This is a genomic window from Providencia sp. UF-183 (assembly GCF_058246155.1).
The window spans coordinates 32,984-47,204 of record NZ_JBSICD010000022.1; the positions used below are offsets into that span (position 1 = coordinate 32,984).

15 protein-coding genes and 1 tRNA gene are annotated in these 14,221 nt (G+C 42.8%); 5 read left to right on the forward strand and 11 right to left on the reverse strand.

Features of this window, described 5'->3' with window-relative positions:
* Positions 1 to 25 precede the first annotated feature (25 nt).
* The 7 genes from AC4IFT_RS17940 to mutY form a co-directional block, all read right to left on the reverse strand.
* Entirely contained in the window at positions 26 to 595 is a 570-nt protein-coding gene (locus tag AC4IFT_RS17940; RefSeq protein ID WP_490752150.1) for a recombinase family protein, read from the reverse strand.
* Positions 596 to 1,197: 602 nt separating this feature from the next.
* A complete protein-coding gene (locus AC4IFT_RS17945) occupies positions 1,198 to 2,103 on the reverse strand; it encodes a hypothetical protein (RefSeq protein ID WP_166684958.1) in 906 nt (301 codons plus the stop codon).
* Positions 2,103 to 3,782, reverse strand: coding sequence for a DUF6538 domain-containing protein (locus AC4IFT_RS17950; RefSeq protein ID WP_490752151.1), 1,680 nt, complete (start codon positions 3,780 to 3,782; stop codon positions 2,103 to 2,105). Before AC4IFT_RS17950 ends, AC4IFT_RS17945 begins: the two co-directional genes overlap by 1 nt.
* Positions 3,783 to 3,912: 130 nt before the next feature.
* A tRNA-Phe gene (locus AC4IFT_RS17955) sits at positions 3,913 to 3,988 on the reverse strand.
* 176 nt (positions 3,989 to 4,164) lie between these two features.
* A complete protein-coding gene (gene mltC, locus AC4IFT_RS17960) occupies positions 4,165 to 5,238 on the reverse strand; it encodes a membrane-bound lytic murein transglycosylase MltC (RefSeq protein WP_490731966.1) in 1,074 nt (357 codons plus the stop codon).
* A 54-nt stretch (positions 5,239 to 5,292) separates the two neighbouring features.
* Complete coding sequence (locus AC4IFT_RS17965; protein ID WP_219245904.1) at positions 5,293 to 5,562, reverse strand: oxidative damage protection protein; 270 nt, start codon at positions 5,560 to 5,562, stop codon at positions 5,293 to 5,295.
* 10 nt (positions 5,563 to 5,572) lie between these two features.
* The gene (mutY, locus tag AC4IFT_RS17970; protein ID WP_490752153.1) at positions 5,573 to 6,625 is read right to left on the reverse strand and encodes an A/G-specific adenine glycosylase; all 1,053 of its coding nucleotides are present in this window, start codon (positions 6,623 to 6,625) and stop codon (positions 5,573 to 5,575) included.
* Positions 6,626 to 6,919: 294 nt separating this feature from the next.
* Between mutY and trmB the strand changes: the two genes are divergently transcribed.
* From trmB to AC4IFT_RS17995, 5 genes are all read left to right on the forward strand, one after another.
* Entirely contained in the window at positions 6,920 to 7,639 is a 720-nt protein-coding gene (gene trmB / locus AC4IFT_RS17975; protein ID WP_490752155.1) for a tRNA (guanosine(46)-N7)-methyltransferase TrmB, read from the forward strand.
* The gene (locus AC4IFT_RS17980; RefSeq protein ID WP_219245907.1) at positions 7,639 to 7,968 is read left to right on the forward strand and encodes a YggL family protein; all 330 of its coding nucleotides are present in this window, start codon (positions 7,639 to 7,641) and stop codon (positions 7,966 to 7,968) included. The genes trmB and AC4IFT_RS17980 overlap by 1 nt, the downstream gene beginning before the upstream one ends.
* Positions 7,969 to 8,072: 104 nt before the next feature.
* Positions 8,073 to 8,999 (forward strand): glutaminase B, encoded by a 927-nt coding sequence (gene glsB / locus AC4IFT_RS17985; protein WP_490731974.1) that lies wholly within the window; start codon positions 8,073 to 8,075, stop codon positions 8,997 to 8,999.
* Positions 9,000 to 9,026: 27 nt separating this feature from the next.
* Positions 9,027 to 9,758, forward strand: coding sequence for a DUF2884 family protein (locus tag AC4IFT_RS17990; protein ID WP_490752157.1), 732 nt, complete (start codon positions 9,027 to 9,029; stop codon positions 9,756 to 9,758).
* Positions 9,759 to 9,962: 204 nt separating this feature from the next.
* Positions 9,963 to 10,913, forward strand: coding sequence for a siderophore ABC transporter substrate-binding protein (locus tag AC4IFT_RS17995; protein ID WP_490752159.1), 951 nt, complete (start codon positions 9,963 to 9,965; stop codon positions 10,911 to 10,913).
* Between the two features lie 138 nt (positions 10,914 to 11,051).
* Here the strand turns inward: AC4IFT_RS17995 and hemW are convergent, their stop codons facing one another.
* The 4 genes from hemW to proC are packed head-to-tail and all read right to left on the reverse strand — an operon-like array spanning position 11,052 to position 14,217.
* Positions 11,052 to 12,191, reverse strand: a complete 1,140-nt coding sequence (hemW, locus tag AC4IFT_RS18000; RefSeq protein ID WP_490752160.1) for a radical SAM family heme chaperone HemW — start codon at positions 12,189 to 12,191, stop codon at positions 11,052 to 11,054.
* Positions 12,184 to 12,777, reverse strand: a complete 594-nt coding sequence (gene rdgB / locus AC4IFT_RS18005) for an RdgB/HAM1 family non-canonical purine NTP pyrophosphatase (RefSeq protein WP_490752162.1) — start codon at positions 12,775 to 12,777, stop codon at positions 12,184 to 12,186. Before rdgB ends, hemW begins: the two co-directional genes overlap by 8 nt.
* A gap of 15 nt (positions 12,778 to 12,792) precedes the next feature.
* Positions 12,793 to 13,377 (reverse strand): YggT family protein, encoded by a 585-nt coding sequence (locus tag AC4IFT_RS18010; protein ID WP_490731984.1) that lies wholly within the window; start codon positions 13,375 to 13,377, stop codon positions 12,793 to 12,795.
* Positions 13,378 to 13,395: 18 nt separating this feature from the next.
* Positions 13,396 to 14,217 (reverse strand): pyrroline-5-carboxylate reductase, encoded by an 822-nt coding sequence (gene proC, locus AC4IFT_RS18015; RefSeq protein WP_490752163.1) that lies wholly within the window; start codon positions 14,215 to 14,217, stop codon positions 13,396 to 13,398.
* Positions 14,218 to 14,221 lie beyond the last annotated feature (4 nt).

Sequence of the window (14,221 nt, forward strand, 5' to 3'; positions counted from 1 at the left end):
AAAACTAGACAGAATATGATTTTCTTCATCGTTTGTTTTCCAGTAAATCAGGACGGTTTGTCCTGATGATTCGGTAAATACTTGTTATTCCAACGCCTAATTGACGGGATATGGCGGGCTTGGTTAACCCTTGCTCAAGCAGCTCGATAATTTCATCGGTTTTCTCTCTGGCGGTGGGCTTCCGTCCCTTGTACCTCCCTTTGAGTTTAGCCAGTGCGATACCTTCGGCTTGACGTTCAAGCATGATTTCACGTTCGAAGGTTGCAATTGCACCTATCATGGTTAACATGAGTTTGCCTGTAGGTGTTCCTGTATCGATCCCTAGGTTCATTATCTGTAATCGGACGTGTTTGGCATCCAAGTACTCGGAGATCTCCAGCAGGTGCTTTGTGTTGCGTGCTAGGCGGTCTAACTTGGTGACCTTGACCGTGTCACCATCACGCACGTATTCCAGCATTGCTGTAAGCTCAGGACGGTCGTCTTTTGCACCGCTGATGATTTCTTTAAAAATCTTCTCGCAGTCCTGTAAAGCGTTGAGCTGAGCGTCAAGGCTTTGACCACGAGTTGATACTCTGGCGTATCCGATAATTGCCATTGTTGTTCTCCATTCGACCCAATAGACCATGCTAAGCTGTACGACAGACCAAATATGTCGAACCAGCCCTGTAGCAGGGCTTTGAGCTGCATTTTGCTGTTTATCTAGATTCATGCTCTTGATGCATGAACAGTGGTAGGGGAAAAGTGTTAGATATTTGTGTTAGTTGAACAGTAATCCGTAAACGCCCGAAAGGTTGCGGTAAGAAAGGCTATTGCTGCTTGTTTTAATGCTTGAAGTAGTAAAGCCCAAACCATTTGTAGCCTCCATGACCTCTGATTAGTTGAATCGTACATAATTTAACCTTAGTAGTGTGAATGTACTTTTCTTGTACCTTCACTGGTTAATTTTGTTGAGAGCTTCATGGTTTCTTGCGTTGGGAATGCTTATGGCTGTGCAATTTTGAGCTAGAGGGTATCTTAGTGAATACCTTGATGGTATCAACCAAATCGAAGGAAAGCACATACTTAAGGTCGGGAAAATGAGTATATAGATAGATAGGGAGGGAGTTGACTATATAGGGTATATGTTTCAGTTGTAAGTGTGTTGAAACGTAGAATTTTGAAGAAAGCCGCATAGTGGCGGCGATCTTCTTGCAACATTTAGCTACGACATCGACGGTTTAAGGTTGACTGGCTTATGCTGATACTTCTTTTCCCTGAGAATTCAATTTGCAGCCGATTAAGGATGCCTTTGATCTCTCTCATACGTTGTCTTGGACGCTGGAGCAAGAAAGCGTATGGGTTATGATTGATATCGTAGGCTCTTCTTGAAGATTCACTGGTGATTTTTAACCTTGATGTCGAACGTGATTCCACTGCATGGCGAATGCATTTTGCATAGAAGGCTGATAGGCTGCAAAGTTTTTCTGTTTGCTTTACCGCATTTAGCCAAATGCCAGATTCGCTATGTTTGACCCGAAAGTAAGTCATTTCAGGGCGATTTTGTTTAAACCAGCGGTCTCTTATGGGGTCATTATGTTGATAGTATGCTTTCTTTTCGTGAGCAGCTTCATCAAATTCAATGACATACTCATAAAGTTTATCAGTTACTAGCTTAATATGGATATCGGTACGGTATCGCCCTATGGTTTTTTGAGGCGTAATCGTACACGTACCTTCATTAGGATAAATTTCATGTAGAATTTCCGTTAGCTGAGCATAAAACGCATCTTCGAACTTAGAGCGATACGCTTTGACTGGAAGGCATGTTTGCGTATGCTCTTCTATCTTTTCTATCGCCTTCTGATATCGACCACTTTTAGAATTATATGTGAGCAATACCAAGGCTTCTTCGGCTGTTACGGTATCATCTGACGTTAAACTGTCGAATATTTCAGGGCGACATAGCTGTTTAACCTCGTCTGGAGCCTGAGCCGCCTGCTCTCGAAGTCTATCAATCCACTGTTGCGGGCGTTTTTTATTGAGTTCAACATACTGATAGAGGTTTCTAACCTTTATTTTGCCATCACGGAAAATGGGTGAATGTCTTAAATAGCCTTGTCCCATCAGTTATTGCCCCCATTCCAGATGTTAAGGGGGGAAAGGTTAAGTTTTGGTGTTCTATCAATGAGTTCTTTCTTCATTGGTGTAGTATAAGCACCATAACCTCTTCCTACTGAGCCTTGAGCGTGTCCAGTAACGCTATTCTGGATATCCTCCCTTTCGCCACGATTACGGCAGTATGTAATGAATGTATGCCTAAAGCTATGTGTTGGCTTGATATCAGGATTATCTATCCCATGTTTACGAATGTATTGACCGAACCAACGAATAAAGTTGTAAGAGTACTTACCAGCAGCATTGCGTTGACCTGAAAATAGGTAATTCTCTTGGCTGTTAACGTAATCCATAAAACCGAGTTCGATTAGGTGGTCATGCAAGGGGATTGTACGAGTATTACCTGTTTTAACCGACTGGTTTTCCCCCATCTCAACCTGAATACAAGGGATACCATTATCATCAATGATATTCTGTTTATATAGCTGGCAGATTTCTTCAACTCGGGCACCAGTGTAATACAGGATGATAGGAACCCAGTATGCCATTGCGCCATGAGGTGATTCCTCTCCCTCAAATAGAGGAAGATTGAAAATGGTAGTAACTTCATTCTCACTAAAGGCGTAATGGTTATTAGAACGCTGACGTTTTTTCTTGGGGATCTCAGATATTGGGTTGGATTGTAGTAAACCATTTTCAACGGCAACACGGAATATGGCTGATAATGCCATTAACAAATTTCTTACACGTTGAGGACTAAGCTTATCACCTGTGAGTTCAGCTTGTTGTTGCAACGTCAGCTTTTTAGTTGCTTTTGTTGGGCGAAGTGGTTGTTTTTCCATTAAAGAGCGAAACTTCATAATGTCTTCTTTAGAAATTTCTTCAATGGTTTTTAACCCAATGAATTCACTAAAGCGATTAGCCGCCGTGGAGTATTCCTTGATTCGTTTTTCAGCTCTTTCAGGCTCATCTCTGAAAATTTGCTCTTTATATTCGTCAAATAGTTCACAAAATGATATTGAGGCTCTGGTCTCATCCTGTGTTTCAGTCGCTTTATACTGAGGAAAGATGCCCACTACCAGCATTCCCGCTGCTTGGTTTCTATACTCAGCTAATCGCCATGCTAATTCGATTTTCCATTTTGGTGTTAGCTCTGCGGGGACGAGTTCTAGAGCCTCAGCCAGTTCATTTTTAACGAGCTGTAGAATTTCAATATCCCTTTGAGTTTTTTCAAGGTATGAAGACCGTGGTTCAGCATCGGATAACTCACTCCAAAAAGCAGAGCTATCATAATAATTAGTGTCCGTACTATCGTTTTGCTCTAAGTGATCAGAAATCGCTCTACTTTCAAGTGTGAAGTCCAAACCATGGGGGTACTCCCATAGATAGCGTTCTTTGATAAGTTCAGGCTGAGGAAGAATTGAAGTTAACCAGGCGGCTGCAATACGCTCGATATCATCATTTGTGACGGTTTGTTCGCTTATAAGGGCTTTTCTAGCGAGTTCTATTTTAGCTTGCATTAAGGCAGTAATAGCTGGAGCTTTACGTTTTGCCTCTGCAAGATCTTTAGTTTTTAGTGAACGTTTAAGCTCACCTTTTCCGAGGGTGTCTTTAAGTTCGGCAGGTACTGCCATTCTGAGGGTGTAAACCCCATGTCGGTTCTTAGTTGGCTGTATCATCGTACTCATGAATGTACCACTATTCTGTACCACCGTGAAGCGATTACGGTGATGGGTGAAAGATGAAATTCACTGATAAACCAATAAGTTGATGATATAGAAAGCAAAAACCCCCGCCGAAGCGAGGGTTATAAATGCGTGGTGCCCGGACTCGGAATCGAACCAAGGACACGGGGATTTTCAATCCCCTGCTCTACCGACTGAGCTATCCGGGCAACGGAACGTATTAAACCTGATTCCATCAGTTGAGTCAAGGCGCTTTATAAAAACTTTCGACTGTATGCGCTTTTTTTCAACACCTTAGCTACTTTTTAAACGAAAACCCCTAAAAATAATCAGGATAATGAAGGACACCCGTTATTTAACGGGTGTTTTCATTTGCGCAGACATGTTAGCGCAGATATTTTTTCTGGGCTTTGTTCACTTTGATTAAATAGTTGCGTGACTCAGCCGCAGGGTGTTTTGTCGATAAGGTTTCGTACACTTCACCCGGTTCTAAATTGTTTATGCGCTGAGCGGCTTGTTTTTTATCGCTATGGAACACCCGCAGAACACTGCCTGCACCGCCATTGTATGCGGTAATAACAGCATAACGGCGAGAGGTTTGGTTGCGAATATCGCCTAAATAGCTGTTTTGCAAGATAGCTAAATAAGCCGTACCCGTATCAATGTTCTTTTCCGGGTCAAACAAGTAGCTACGGCTTGGTACGCCTGATTTCCCTTGGGAACGGAAAACATCCTTCCCAGCGGTGTTCGGCATAATTTGCATTAGTCCCAAGGCATCTGAGCGGCTGACCGCATAAGGGTTAAAACTGGATTCGATTTGCATGATCGCTAAAATTAACGATTCATCAACGCCATATTTTGCTGACGATTTTTTAATATACGGCAAATATTTATGGGCACGTTTGTCTAGATGGTTAGGCACTAATTGCATTGTGACTGACCAAACGATATTCATGCCAGATTGGCGACGCTGTATTTTGTTTTCAATCAGATAATCTGCAAATTTTGTTGCTCGCCATTCCCAACGAATCGCTTCCCCGGTGTTATCTAACACCTGACCAAATAAAAATGGCTCTTTACTGTAGGGGATATCGTTAATATCAGAATAGAGGTCGATAGAATTGGGGTCATCACCCATCAATAAGGTGGTGACAATAGCTTTTTTGAGGTGTTGCGATGGCTCTACAGCTGAAATGGTTTCAACCGTAATGGTCCCTGCATCGAAATTAATATGACTACGTGTACGGTATTCGTCCGTATATTTAACGTAATCTTTTGGCCCTGCAATAAGGACTTCTTTAATCCCCCAAATGTTTTCGATATTGTGGGCAAACTGCCCCATTAAAATATCAAACCCATTGGTGTCTTTGACATAATCAGGGTTAAAGTCCGTTTTTTGGTTGCTGGAACACGAAACAATTAGAGGGATCAATAAACTCAGCGCAAATAGTTTTTTCATACGATTCACAGTATTGGTGCAAAAGCCTACCTACAGAATAGGTAGGCAGACAGATTATTTTTCAGGTGTATAGCCGTCAATGTGAATATCATGGCCTTCAAATAGGAAGTTGACCATTTCTTGTTCTAACATTTTACGATCGTCAGGGTTCATTGTATTGAGTTTCTTTTCATTAATTAGCATGGTTTGCTTAGTCATCCACTGGCTCCATGCTTCTTTAGAAATCTCATTAAAAATACGTTTCCCTAATTCACCAGGGTAAAGTTGAAAATCTTGCCCATCTGCGTCACGTTGTAAGAATGTACAAAAAATCGTTCTACTCATTAAAATTTCCTCAAATATCAGGTAGTAAGGCGAGCTGTTTTAATAAACTTTCAACTGGGGCGGCAAGGCCGATAGTTGCGCCTAGGTGTAAGTTATACCAGAGTCCTTTGCCTTCATCCATGGCAGAATTAAATGCCTGAATCTTAACTTTTACAGGGATAATATCTAAATGGAAATGGCTAAACGTGTGGCGAAAAGCAATTAATTGCTCAGGAGTCTCATGGGAGAGGCCTGATTCCGCCAGCCACGCTGTTAATTGTTCTGAAGATTCAAACTGTGGAAAAGCAAATAACCCGCCCCAAATACCAGAAGGAGGACGTTGCTCTAACCATATATTGTCTTCATGCTGCATAATTAAAAACCAAGCGGTTTTTTCAGGGATTTTTTGCTTCGGTTTTTTCCCCGGATAGTTTTGCCATGAATGGTTGGCATAAGCCACGCAGCCAAAGTTGAGCGGACAAAGCTCGCACTTCGGTTTACTGCGGGTGCAAACCATCGCTCCTAAATCCATCATCGCTTGGTTAAAAAATTCCACGCCATCATTGGGGGTAACATCGGTGCTAATTTCCCACAGGCGGTTTTCTACCTCTTTTTTTCCCGGCCAGCCATCAACGGCATAAGCACGAGCCAGCACGCGTTTTACGTTGCCATCTAAAATAGGGTAATGCTGCTGTTGGGACAGCGATAAAATAGCCCCCGCAGTGGAGCGACCAACTCCCGGCAAAGCTAATACTTCATCAAAAGTGGTTGGGAATTTTCCACTGTACTGATCGGCAACGACTTTTGCCGCTTTGTGCAAATTGCGCGCACGGGCATAGTAACCAAGGCCTGTCCATAAATGTAGAACTTCATCCAGTGGTGCATTGGCGAGGGCGGTAATATCTTCAAAACGAGAAATAAATTTCTCAAAATACGGTATAACGGTACTGACTTGGGTTTGTTGCAGCATCACCTCGGATAGCCATACATGGTAAGAGGATTTTTCCTGCTGCCATGGCAACGTTTTGCGTCCATATTTGTGATACCAGTCGAGCACTGCACGTGAAAATTGTTGAGCTTCCATTGAACACTTTATTTTTATCGATATTTTTAATAATGCTAAGGATTGCAACATAGACACGGTGGGCTGTAAACCGCTTATTGTGTGGTTTAGTGTAAAGTTAGCCAATTATCAACTGCATCCTTGTGGAAGTTTTGCTAAACTCCTACTCTTACCCTATCACTTGTGATTAGGTTGTTAACCTAATAGCTTGAATCATCAAGGGTAATTTAAACATAATTGCTATTTACTAGCCTTATACAACTTGATCGTTGGCACATTAACTTAATTGGGCAACTATTTTTTAGAACCTTTATTATGATCAATAATGTTATCTCCCCCGAATATAATGAAGAAGGGCGGGTTATGCGCCGTGTCCGTAGTTTTGTCCGCCGTCAAGGGCGTCTGACAAAACGTCAGGAAGACGCATTAGAAAAAGAATGGGCTGAAATGGGGATTGATTTTATCAATGAACCCTTTGATTTCACCAAAGTATTCAATAACTCAAATCCAGTAACATTGGAAATTGGGTTTGGTATGGGCGCTTCATTAGTGACCATGGCATCGCAAAATCCACAGCAAAACTTTTTGGGCATTGAAGTTCATGCTCCGGGTGTGGGGGCATGTTTAGCATCGGCAAAAGAAGAAAACGTCAGCAATGTCCGTGTGATGTGCCATGATGCTATTGAAGTGCTGGATTGCATGGTGCCAAATGAGAGCCTTGCGATGGTTCAATTGTTTTTCCCTGATCCATGGCATAAAGCAAAACACAATAAACGCCGTATTGTTCAAGCGCCATTTGCTGAAAAAATTCGCAGCAAATTAGCTGTCGGTGGCGTTTTCCATATGGCGACCGACTGGGAGCCGTATGCAGAGCATATGCTTGAAGTCATGAACAGTGTCGAAGGGTATAAAAACTTATCACCAACGGGTGATTATGTTCCTCGTCCAGAATCAAGACCAGAAACAAAATTTGAAAAGCGCGGCCAGCGGTTAGGGCACGGTGTATGGGATTTAATGTTTGAGAGGACCAAATAATGGCTAAACAACCACGTAGTCGTCGTTTACGTAAAAAAATGCGTTTGGATGAATTCCAAGAGTTAGGTTTTACGGTTAAATGGAGTTTTAAAGAAGGTACACCGATCGAAGAAGTTGACACTACCGTTGACCAACTGATTGCTGAAGCTATCGAACCAAACGGTTTAGCGTTTGAAGCAAGCGGCTACCTGAGCTGGGAAGGGATTGTTTGCCTACAGCAAATTGGTAAATGTACCGAAGAACACCGCCAAATCGTTGAAAATTGGTTAAAATCAAAAGGGATGAACGACGTTGTTGTTTCTGAACTGTTTGATGTTTGGTGGGAATAATCACTTTTTGGTTGATTAAATCACGCTAAATAAATAGGCTGAGTTTCTCAGTGTTTGAAGAGGCATCCAAGTTTTGGGTGCCTTTATTTTCTGGAGTAAAAGTTTTGAGCGCACTGTTTTCTAACCAGCTACTTAACGACATTCTAGACCAAGTTCGGCCACTCATAGGCCAAGGTTGTGTTGCCAACTATATTCCTGCTTTAGGCTGTGTGCCTTCCCATCATCTCGGCATTGCCGTTTCCACCCTTGATGGCGAGGTTTTTACCGCAGGGGATGCCCATCAGCGTTTTTCCATTCAATCCATTTCAAAAGTGTTGAGCCTAACATTGGCGATGACACGCTATGAAGAAAATGAAATCTGGAGCCGTGTTGGCAAAGAGCCGTCGGGGCTACCGTTTAACTCATTAATTCAAATTGAAATGGAAAAAGGCATTCCACGGAACCCGTTTATTAATGCTGGCGCGATTGTGATTGCCGATATGTTGCAGTCGCGTTTAAGCGCGCCAAAACAGCGTATGTTAGAGTTTGTCCGAAAGTTAGCTTGCGAGCCGGACATTAGCTACGACACTGTCGTTGCACGTTCTGAAATGGAGCACGCAAGCCGTAATGCGGCAATCGCTTATTTAATGAAATCATTTGGCAACTTTGAAAACGATGTTTTGACGGTGCTCGAAACTTATTTTCATTATTGCTCTCTAAGTATGAACTGTGTTGAATTAGCGAGATGTTTTTCCTATTTAACATCGCAAGGAATGTCATCTTGCTCCATAGACCCCATTATCACTCCACTACAATCAAGGCAAATCAATGCGTTGATGATGACATGTGGGATGTACGATGGCTCTGGTGAATTTGCATTTCGTATTGGAATGCCCGGTAAATCAGGCGTCGGTGGCGGCATTGTTTGCGTTGTCCCTAACCAATTTACTGTGGCGGTATGGTCACCTGAACTTGATGCAGCAGGGAACTCTTTGGTTGGGTGTGCCGCTTTAGAGCTATTATCAAAACGAATTGGGCGTTCTGTTTTCTGATTAATTCAACGCCTTCTAGGAGAAGTTATGTTACGCCGTACATTAATTGCATTTTCACTGTTAGCGAGTGCAGCAAGCCAAGCTGCGGATTATAACTGCTCAGTGACACCGAATGATGATATTTTCATGACGCCAGAAAGCGTGCAAGTGATTGGCCGCAGTGGTGATTTAGTGATTACACCTAATGGTGATATCACTTTAAATGGCAAAAATATTGCGGCGACTGAGGCGCAAAAACAGCAGGCGATCCGCTACCAATCGGCTATTCGTAATGATTTACCTTGGATAAAACAAGAGTCTGAGAAAAAACTGGCAACGTCACGTGAAACGGTAGATAAAGTGGTTGTTAAAGTCATTGGCAGCGACAGTAATGTTCGTAAGCGTTTGACTAAGTTAGAAAAAGACCTGAATAGCCAAATCAACCAAATTATTGAAACCCGCCCGAATGGCTATGCTTTTCATCATGAAGCAATGAAAAATGCGGAAGCAAAAGGCAAACAGCTGGTGAATGAAAGCTTAGGCGGTATTTTACAAGACAGCATCAACGAAATGGGTCGCAAGCAACTATTATCGGGTGGTGATGCGAATAAAGCCCTGCAAGGCATGCTGGGTAATCTAGGCGGTTTACAGCAAGAGCTTGAAACTGAATGGAAAAAACAAGAAAAAAGCTTCCAATTGTTCGGCGTTCAAGTGTGTTCAAAAGTCACTGGTATCGAGCAACAACGCGTTTCTTTATTGAATTCTATAAAAGCCAATTAATTCGTTTATTTAACCCCTTAAAAACAGCCCTGTATTAACTGCATGGCTGTTTTTTTATTTATGGGCGTTATTATGTGGATTGATAATTGTGATTCCAATTCCATTAATGGGAATGAAAATGAAATTGATTCTTATTTGATTGACATATAAGTCTCGGTCTTTACAATGCGGGTTTGGCTTAATGACTTAATTGGGATCGTTTAAATGAAAAAGTTCATTCCTGCTTTACTTGTTTCTGTATTGTCATTCTCTGCTCCTTTTGCGCTTGGCGCTGAATCTACTGCTTTCACTCCAAATTCTGTCACTGCGCAAGGCGCTGAAAAAGTGATGATTAAGCATATTTCGGGTGAAACAGAAGTCGTTAAAAACCCCAAAAAAGTGGTTTTATTTGATTTTGGTGTATACGACTCAATGCAGAAACTTGGTTTAGGCGATAACGTGGTGGCTTTACCAACGGCAAATGCGCCTGCTTATGTGAAAGGCAGCATTCCTGCATCAATGGAAAATGCGGGTGGCATGAAACAACCTGACCTGGCTAAAATAGAACAGTTAAAACCCGATTTAATCATCATCACAGGTCGTCAAGGGAAGTCATACGAAGCATTATCCAAAATCGCCCCAACGATTAATTTAGGGTCTGACAGCAAACATTATATTGAATCAGTCAAAGCGAATTTTGCGGTGATTGGCGATTTATACGGTAACCAAAAAGCCGTTGATGAACAAATCGTTCAATTAGATAAAACCATCGCTGACGCTCAGAAAAAAGCGGCAGATTCTAAGAAGAAAGTCTTAGTGTTAATGCACAACGATGGCAAATTAATTCCAAGTAACCAAGCCGTGGTTTATGACGTAGTAAAAGCGCAGCGTGCAGAGTTGCAAATTGATGAAAATGCGGATAAATCAAAACGCCGTGTTGTCGATACCAAGGCCATTGCGCAAGCAAACCCAGATGTCATCTTAATTGTTGACCGTAGTGAAGCTATCGGCGCAGGTAAATTAGAAAAAACGGTCTTTGAAGACAGCAATATCCAAGAAACCAAAGCATACAAAGACGGTAAAATCACTTACTTGCAATCTGACCTGTGGTATTTATCAGGTGGTGGTTTTGTCAGCTTAACAGAACAAGTTAATGCTGTTGTTAACGCGCTTTAATGAATATCTGCCGCTATTTTTGTGATGGCGGCAATATGAAATACCCTTATTGTTATTTTTGTCGATTTGATTTTTATCTCTAATAAAAAGCCCGCTGAGTTATCTCGCGGGCTTTCATCATTTCACTGATTGGTTCTGTTATTCTTCGCCTAAAAAGAGTTCCAACAGCGAGTTTAAGAATAATTTTCCATGTTCTGTAATTTGCCATTCATCATCGGTTTCAGTGATATAACCCTTGGCTAAGGCTTCATCAAGGGCAGACCTTACGGTTGATTCAGGCAAACTCGTGTATTGGGTAAACTCTTGACGGGGCATGGCTTCAAGTAACCGAAAGCGGTTCATGAAATATTCAAATGGTTTATCTTCGGCTTCAACATCATAAGACTGGTGGATGTATCGACCTTCCATATAGCCCCGAGGGTGTTTGGTTTTTACCGTACGTAAAATTCGCCCATCTTCAAAGGTAATTTTGCCGTGAGCACCACAACCAATACCGAGGTAATCCCCAAAGCGCCAGTAATTGAGGTTGTGTTCACACTGATACCCCGGCTTTGCATAGGCTGAGGTTTCATACTGTACATAACCTGCTGCACTTAATAACTTGTGACCTTCAGTGTAAATATCCCACAAGGTGTCGTCATCAGGCAGCGTCGGTGGCCTTGAACCAAATTGCGTGTTGGGTTCAATAGTCAGCTGATACCAAGACAAATGGGGTGGTGCAAGTTCAATCGCTTGTTTTAAATCTGACAAACCTTCATCTCGTGTTTGTGCGGGTAAGCCATGCATTAAATCAAGGTTGAAGCTACGTAACTTGAGGTTAGTGGCCAGTTTTGCTGCACGTTTTGCTTCATCAGGGCCATGAATGCGCCCTAACGTGATCAGTTTATCGTTGCCAAAGCTTTGTACACCGATTGAAATACGGTTGATACCAGCTGCTTGGTAGCCTGAGAATCGGTCTGCTTCTACGGTTCCGGGGTTGGCTTCCATCGTGACTTCTGCGTTCGGGTCTAATCGAACCCGAGCGCGAACCCCATCCATTAATGCTTGCATGGCTTCTGCCGTCAGCAAACTCGGTGTTCCCCCTCCAATAAAAATGGTTTTAACGGGGCGCTCGCCAATTAGTTTTGCATCAACGTCTAAGTCAGCTAATAAGTGCTCAACATACTCTTTTTGTGGGATCTCCCCTTTTAGAGTATGCGAATTGAAATCGCAATATGGGCACTTTTGCACACACCACGGAATATGGATATACAAGCTCAGTGGTGGCAACTTATGCATTCTTCAGGGCATCCAACATCATTGCTAAGGCTTTACCACGATGGGATACGGCTTGCTTTTCTGCTTTGCTTAATTCAGCGGAGGTACAGCCAAGCTCGGGTACGTAAAAGATAGGGTCGTAACCAAAGCCGCCTTGGCCTTTGCGCTCACGGGTGATGATACCGTGCCAGCGGCCATGGAAGACTAATGGTGTCGGGTCTTCGGCGTGGCGCAAATAAACTAACACGCAGTTAAATTGCGCCTGACGTTGGTCATCAGGCACATTTTTCATGGCTTCCAGTAGTTTTACGAGGTTTTGCTCATCTGTTGCTTCTTCACCAGCGTAGCGGGCTGAGTAAATCCCCGGTGCGCCACCAAGGGCATCAACCGAAATCCCTGAGTCATCGGCAATGGCGGGTAAACCCGTTTGTGCCGCTGCGTGCCGAGCTTTCAGAATGGCATTTTCAATAAAGGTTAAGCCTGTTTCTTCCGCAGATTCAACGCCTAATGACGTTTGTGCAACGATATCCATACCGAAATCGCGAAGTAAGTCGGCTAATTCATTCATTTTACCCGGATTACCGGTGGCTAAAACAACTTTTTGCATCGTTTAAAACTCGTTTTACATAATACCAATAGAATACATCATCGCGGTCAATGATGGGTCAATCATCAGGGAAATGTCCACACGCAAATAATTCAGAGCGATTAAGATAAACATCACAATCATTGCGGAGAAATCTAACCCACCCATTGCTGGGATAATACGGCGAATTGGCGCCATTAACGGTTCAGTTAATTGATATAATAAATAATCAACAGGATTACGGCCTTGGCTTACCCAGCTCAAAATTGCGCGGATCAATATCATCCAGAAAATCAATTTACCTGCGTATGTCAGAAGTAAAATGATCCCCATCGGAAGAACAGTCACGCCTAAGATAGGCAGTAAGTTAGTTGCCCACATACCAAAAATAATCGCTGCAATGGCTAAAACAAAGGCAACAACAACCGATGCGGTATCGATTGAGCGAATCGCAGGGATCACACGGCGTAGCGGTGCGACGATAGGCTGTGTGGCTTTGACTACGAACTTGGAAAATGGGTTATAGAAATCCGCACGAACGCACTGCATCCAAACGCGGAGTAATAACACAAAAATATAGAGCTGGATCAAGGTGGTAACGACAAATACTAAAGTCTGCATGGTGAATTCCGCGATTAATTAAAAAAGTTTTTCCATTTCTTCTGCTCTGTTGATGGCGCTTTGCATCGCGTTAGCAACAGTTTGCGGAAGGTTATCATTGTAAAATTGCTCTAAAGCCATCGCGGTGGTACCGCCTTTAGAGGTGACTTGTTCACGTAAGGTTGAAAAAGCGGTGTCGTGCTGGGATTTTGCCAGTTCAACGGAACCTTCAATGGCATTCAACACTAATTCACGCGCTTGTTCTGCATCATAGCCAAGTTGTTCCGCTTTTTGTTGCATCGCTTCCATAAGCAGGAAGAAATAAGCAGGGGAGCTACCAGTAATTGCAATGATGTTATTGATCTCTTGCTCTTTTTGACACCAAATTGTTGAACCGACACTTTGCATTAATTCCTGTGCAAATTGTTTGTCTTGCTCAGTCACCTTGGCCTGTGCAAATAACCCACTCACACCTTTACCAACCAAAGATGGGGTATTTGGCATGATGCGCACTAAATTCAATTGATGCGCAAAATAATCGTTATAGCGCTCAGCAGGGATACCGGCTGCAATGGTTAACACCAGTTTGTTATCAAAATCAGTGGCGTTTTGCAGTGGCTCACAAACGTCTTTCATCATTTGTGGTTTGACTGCTAATACAATGACATCGGCGTGTTTAACAGCGGCAAGGTTATCATCACTGCTAATAATGCCATATTGTGCAGCTATTTTGTCGCGACGCACTGGTGTTGGAGAACAAACGGTGATCATCGAGGCGGGGTAACCGTGGCCAACCAGCCCTGCAATGATTGCATGAGCCATATTTCCGGCACCGATGAAAGCAATTTTACGGTGTTGCATTCTG

Excerpts from the sequence above, each read along its gene's own strand:
- AC4IFT_RS17940 (WP_490752150.1), bottom strand. The coding sequence starts at position 595 with ATGGCAATTATCGGATACGCCAGAGTATCAACTCGTGGTCAAAGCCTT.
- AC4IFT_RS17945 (WP_166684958.1), bottom strand. The coding sequence starts at position 2,103 with ATGGGACAAGGCTATTTAAGACATTCACCCATTTTCCGTGATGGCAAA.
- AC4IFT_RS17950 (WP_490752151.1), bottom strand. The coding sequence starts at position 3,782 with ATGAGTACGATGATACAGCCAACTAAGAACCGACATGGGGTTTACACC.
- mltC (WP_490731966.1), bottom strand. The coding sequence starts at position 5,238 with ATGAAAAAACTATTTGCGCTGAGTTTATTGATCCCTCTAATTGTTTCG.
- AC4IFT_RS17965 (WP_219245904.1), bottom strand. The coding sequence starts at position 5,562 with ATGAGTAGAACGATTTTTTGTACATTCTTACAACGTGACGCAGATGGG.
- mutY (WP_490752153.1), bottom strand. The coding sequence starts at position 6,625 with ATGGAAGCTCAACAATTTTCACGTGCAGTGCTCGACTGGTATCACAAA.
- trmB (WP_490752155.1), top strand. The coding sequence starts at position 6,920 with ATGATCAATAATGTTATCTCCCCCGAATATAATGAAGAAGGGCGGGTT.
- AC4IFT_RS17980 (WP_219245907.1), top strand. The coding sequence starts at position 7,639 with ATGGCTAAACAACCACGTAGTCGTCGTTTACGTAAAAAAATGCGTTTG.
- AC4IFT_RS17990 (WP_490752157.1), top strand. The coding sequence starts at position 9,027 with ATGTTACGCCGTACATTAATTGCATTTTCACTGTTAGCGAGTGCAGCA.
- AC4IFT_RS17995 (WP_490752159.1), top strand. The coding sequence starts at position 9,963 with ATGAAAAAGTTCATTCCTGCTTTACTTGTTTCTGTATTGTCATTCTCT.
- hemW (WP_490752160.1), bottom strand. The coding sequence starts at position 12,191 with ATGCATAAGTTGCCACCACTGAGCTTGTATATCCATATTCCGTGGTGT.
- rdgB (WP_490752162.1), bottom strand. The coding sequence starts at position 12,777 with ATGCAAAAAGTTGTTTTAGCCACCGGTAATCCGGGTAAAATGAATGAA.
- AC4IFT_RS18010 (WP_490731984.1), bottom strand. The coding sequence starts at position 13,377 with ATGCAGACTTTAGTATTTGTCGTTACCACCTTGATCCAGCTCTATATT.
- proC (WP_490752163.1), bottom strand. The coding sequence starts at position 14,217 with ATGCAACACCGTAAAATTGCTTTCATCGGTGCCGGAAATATGGCTCAT.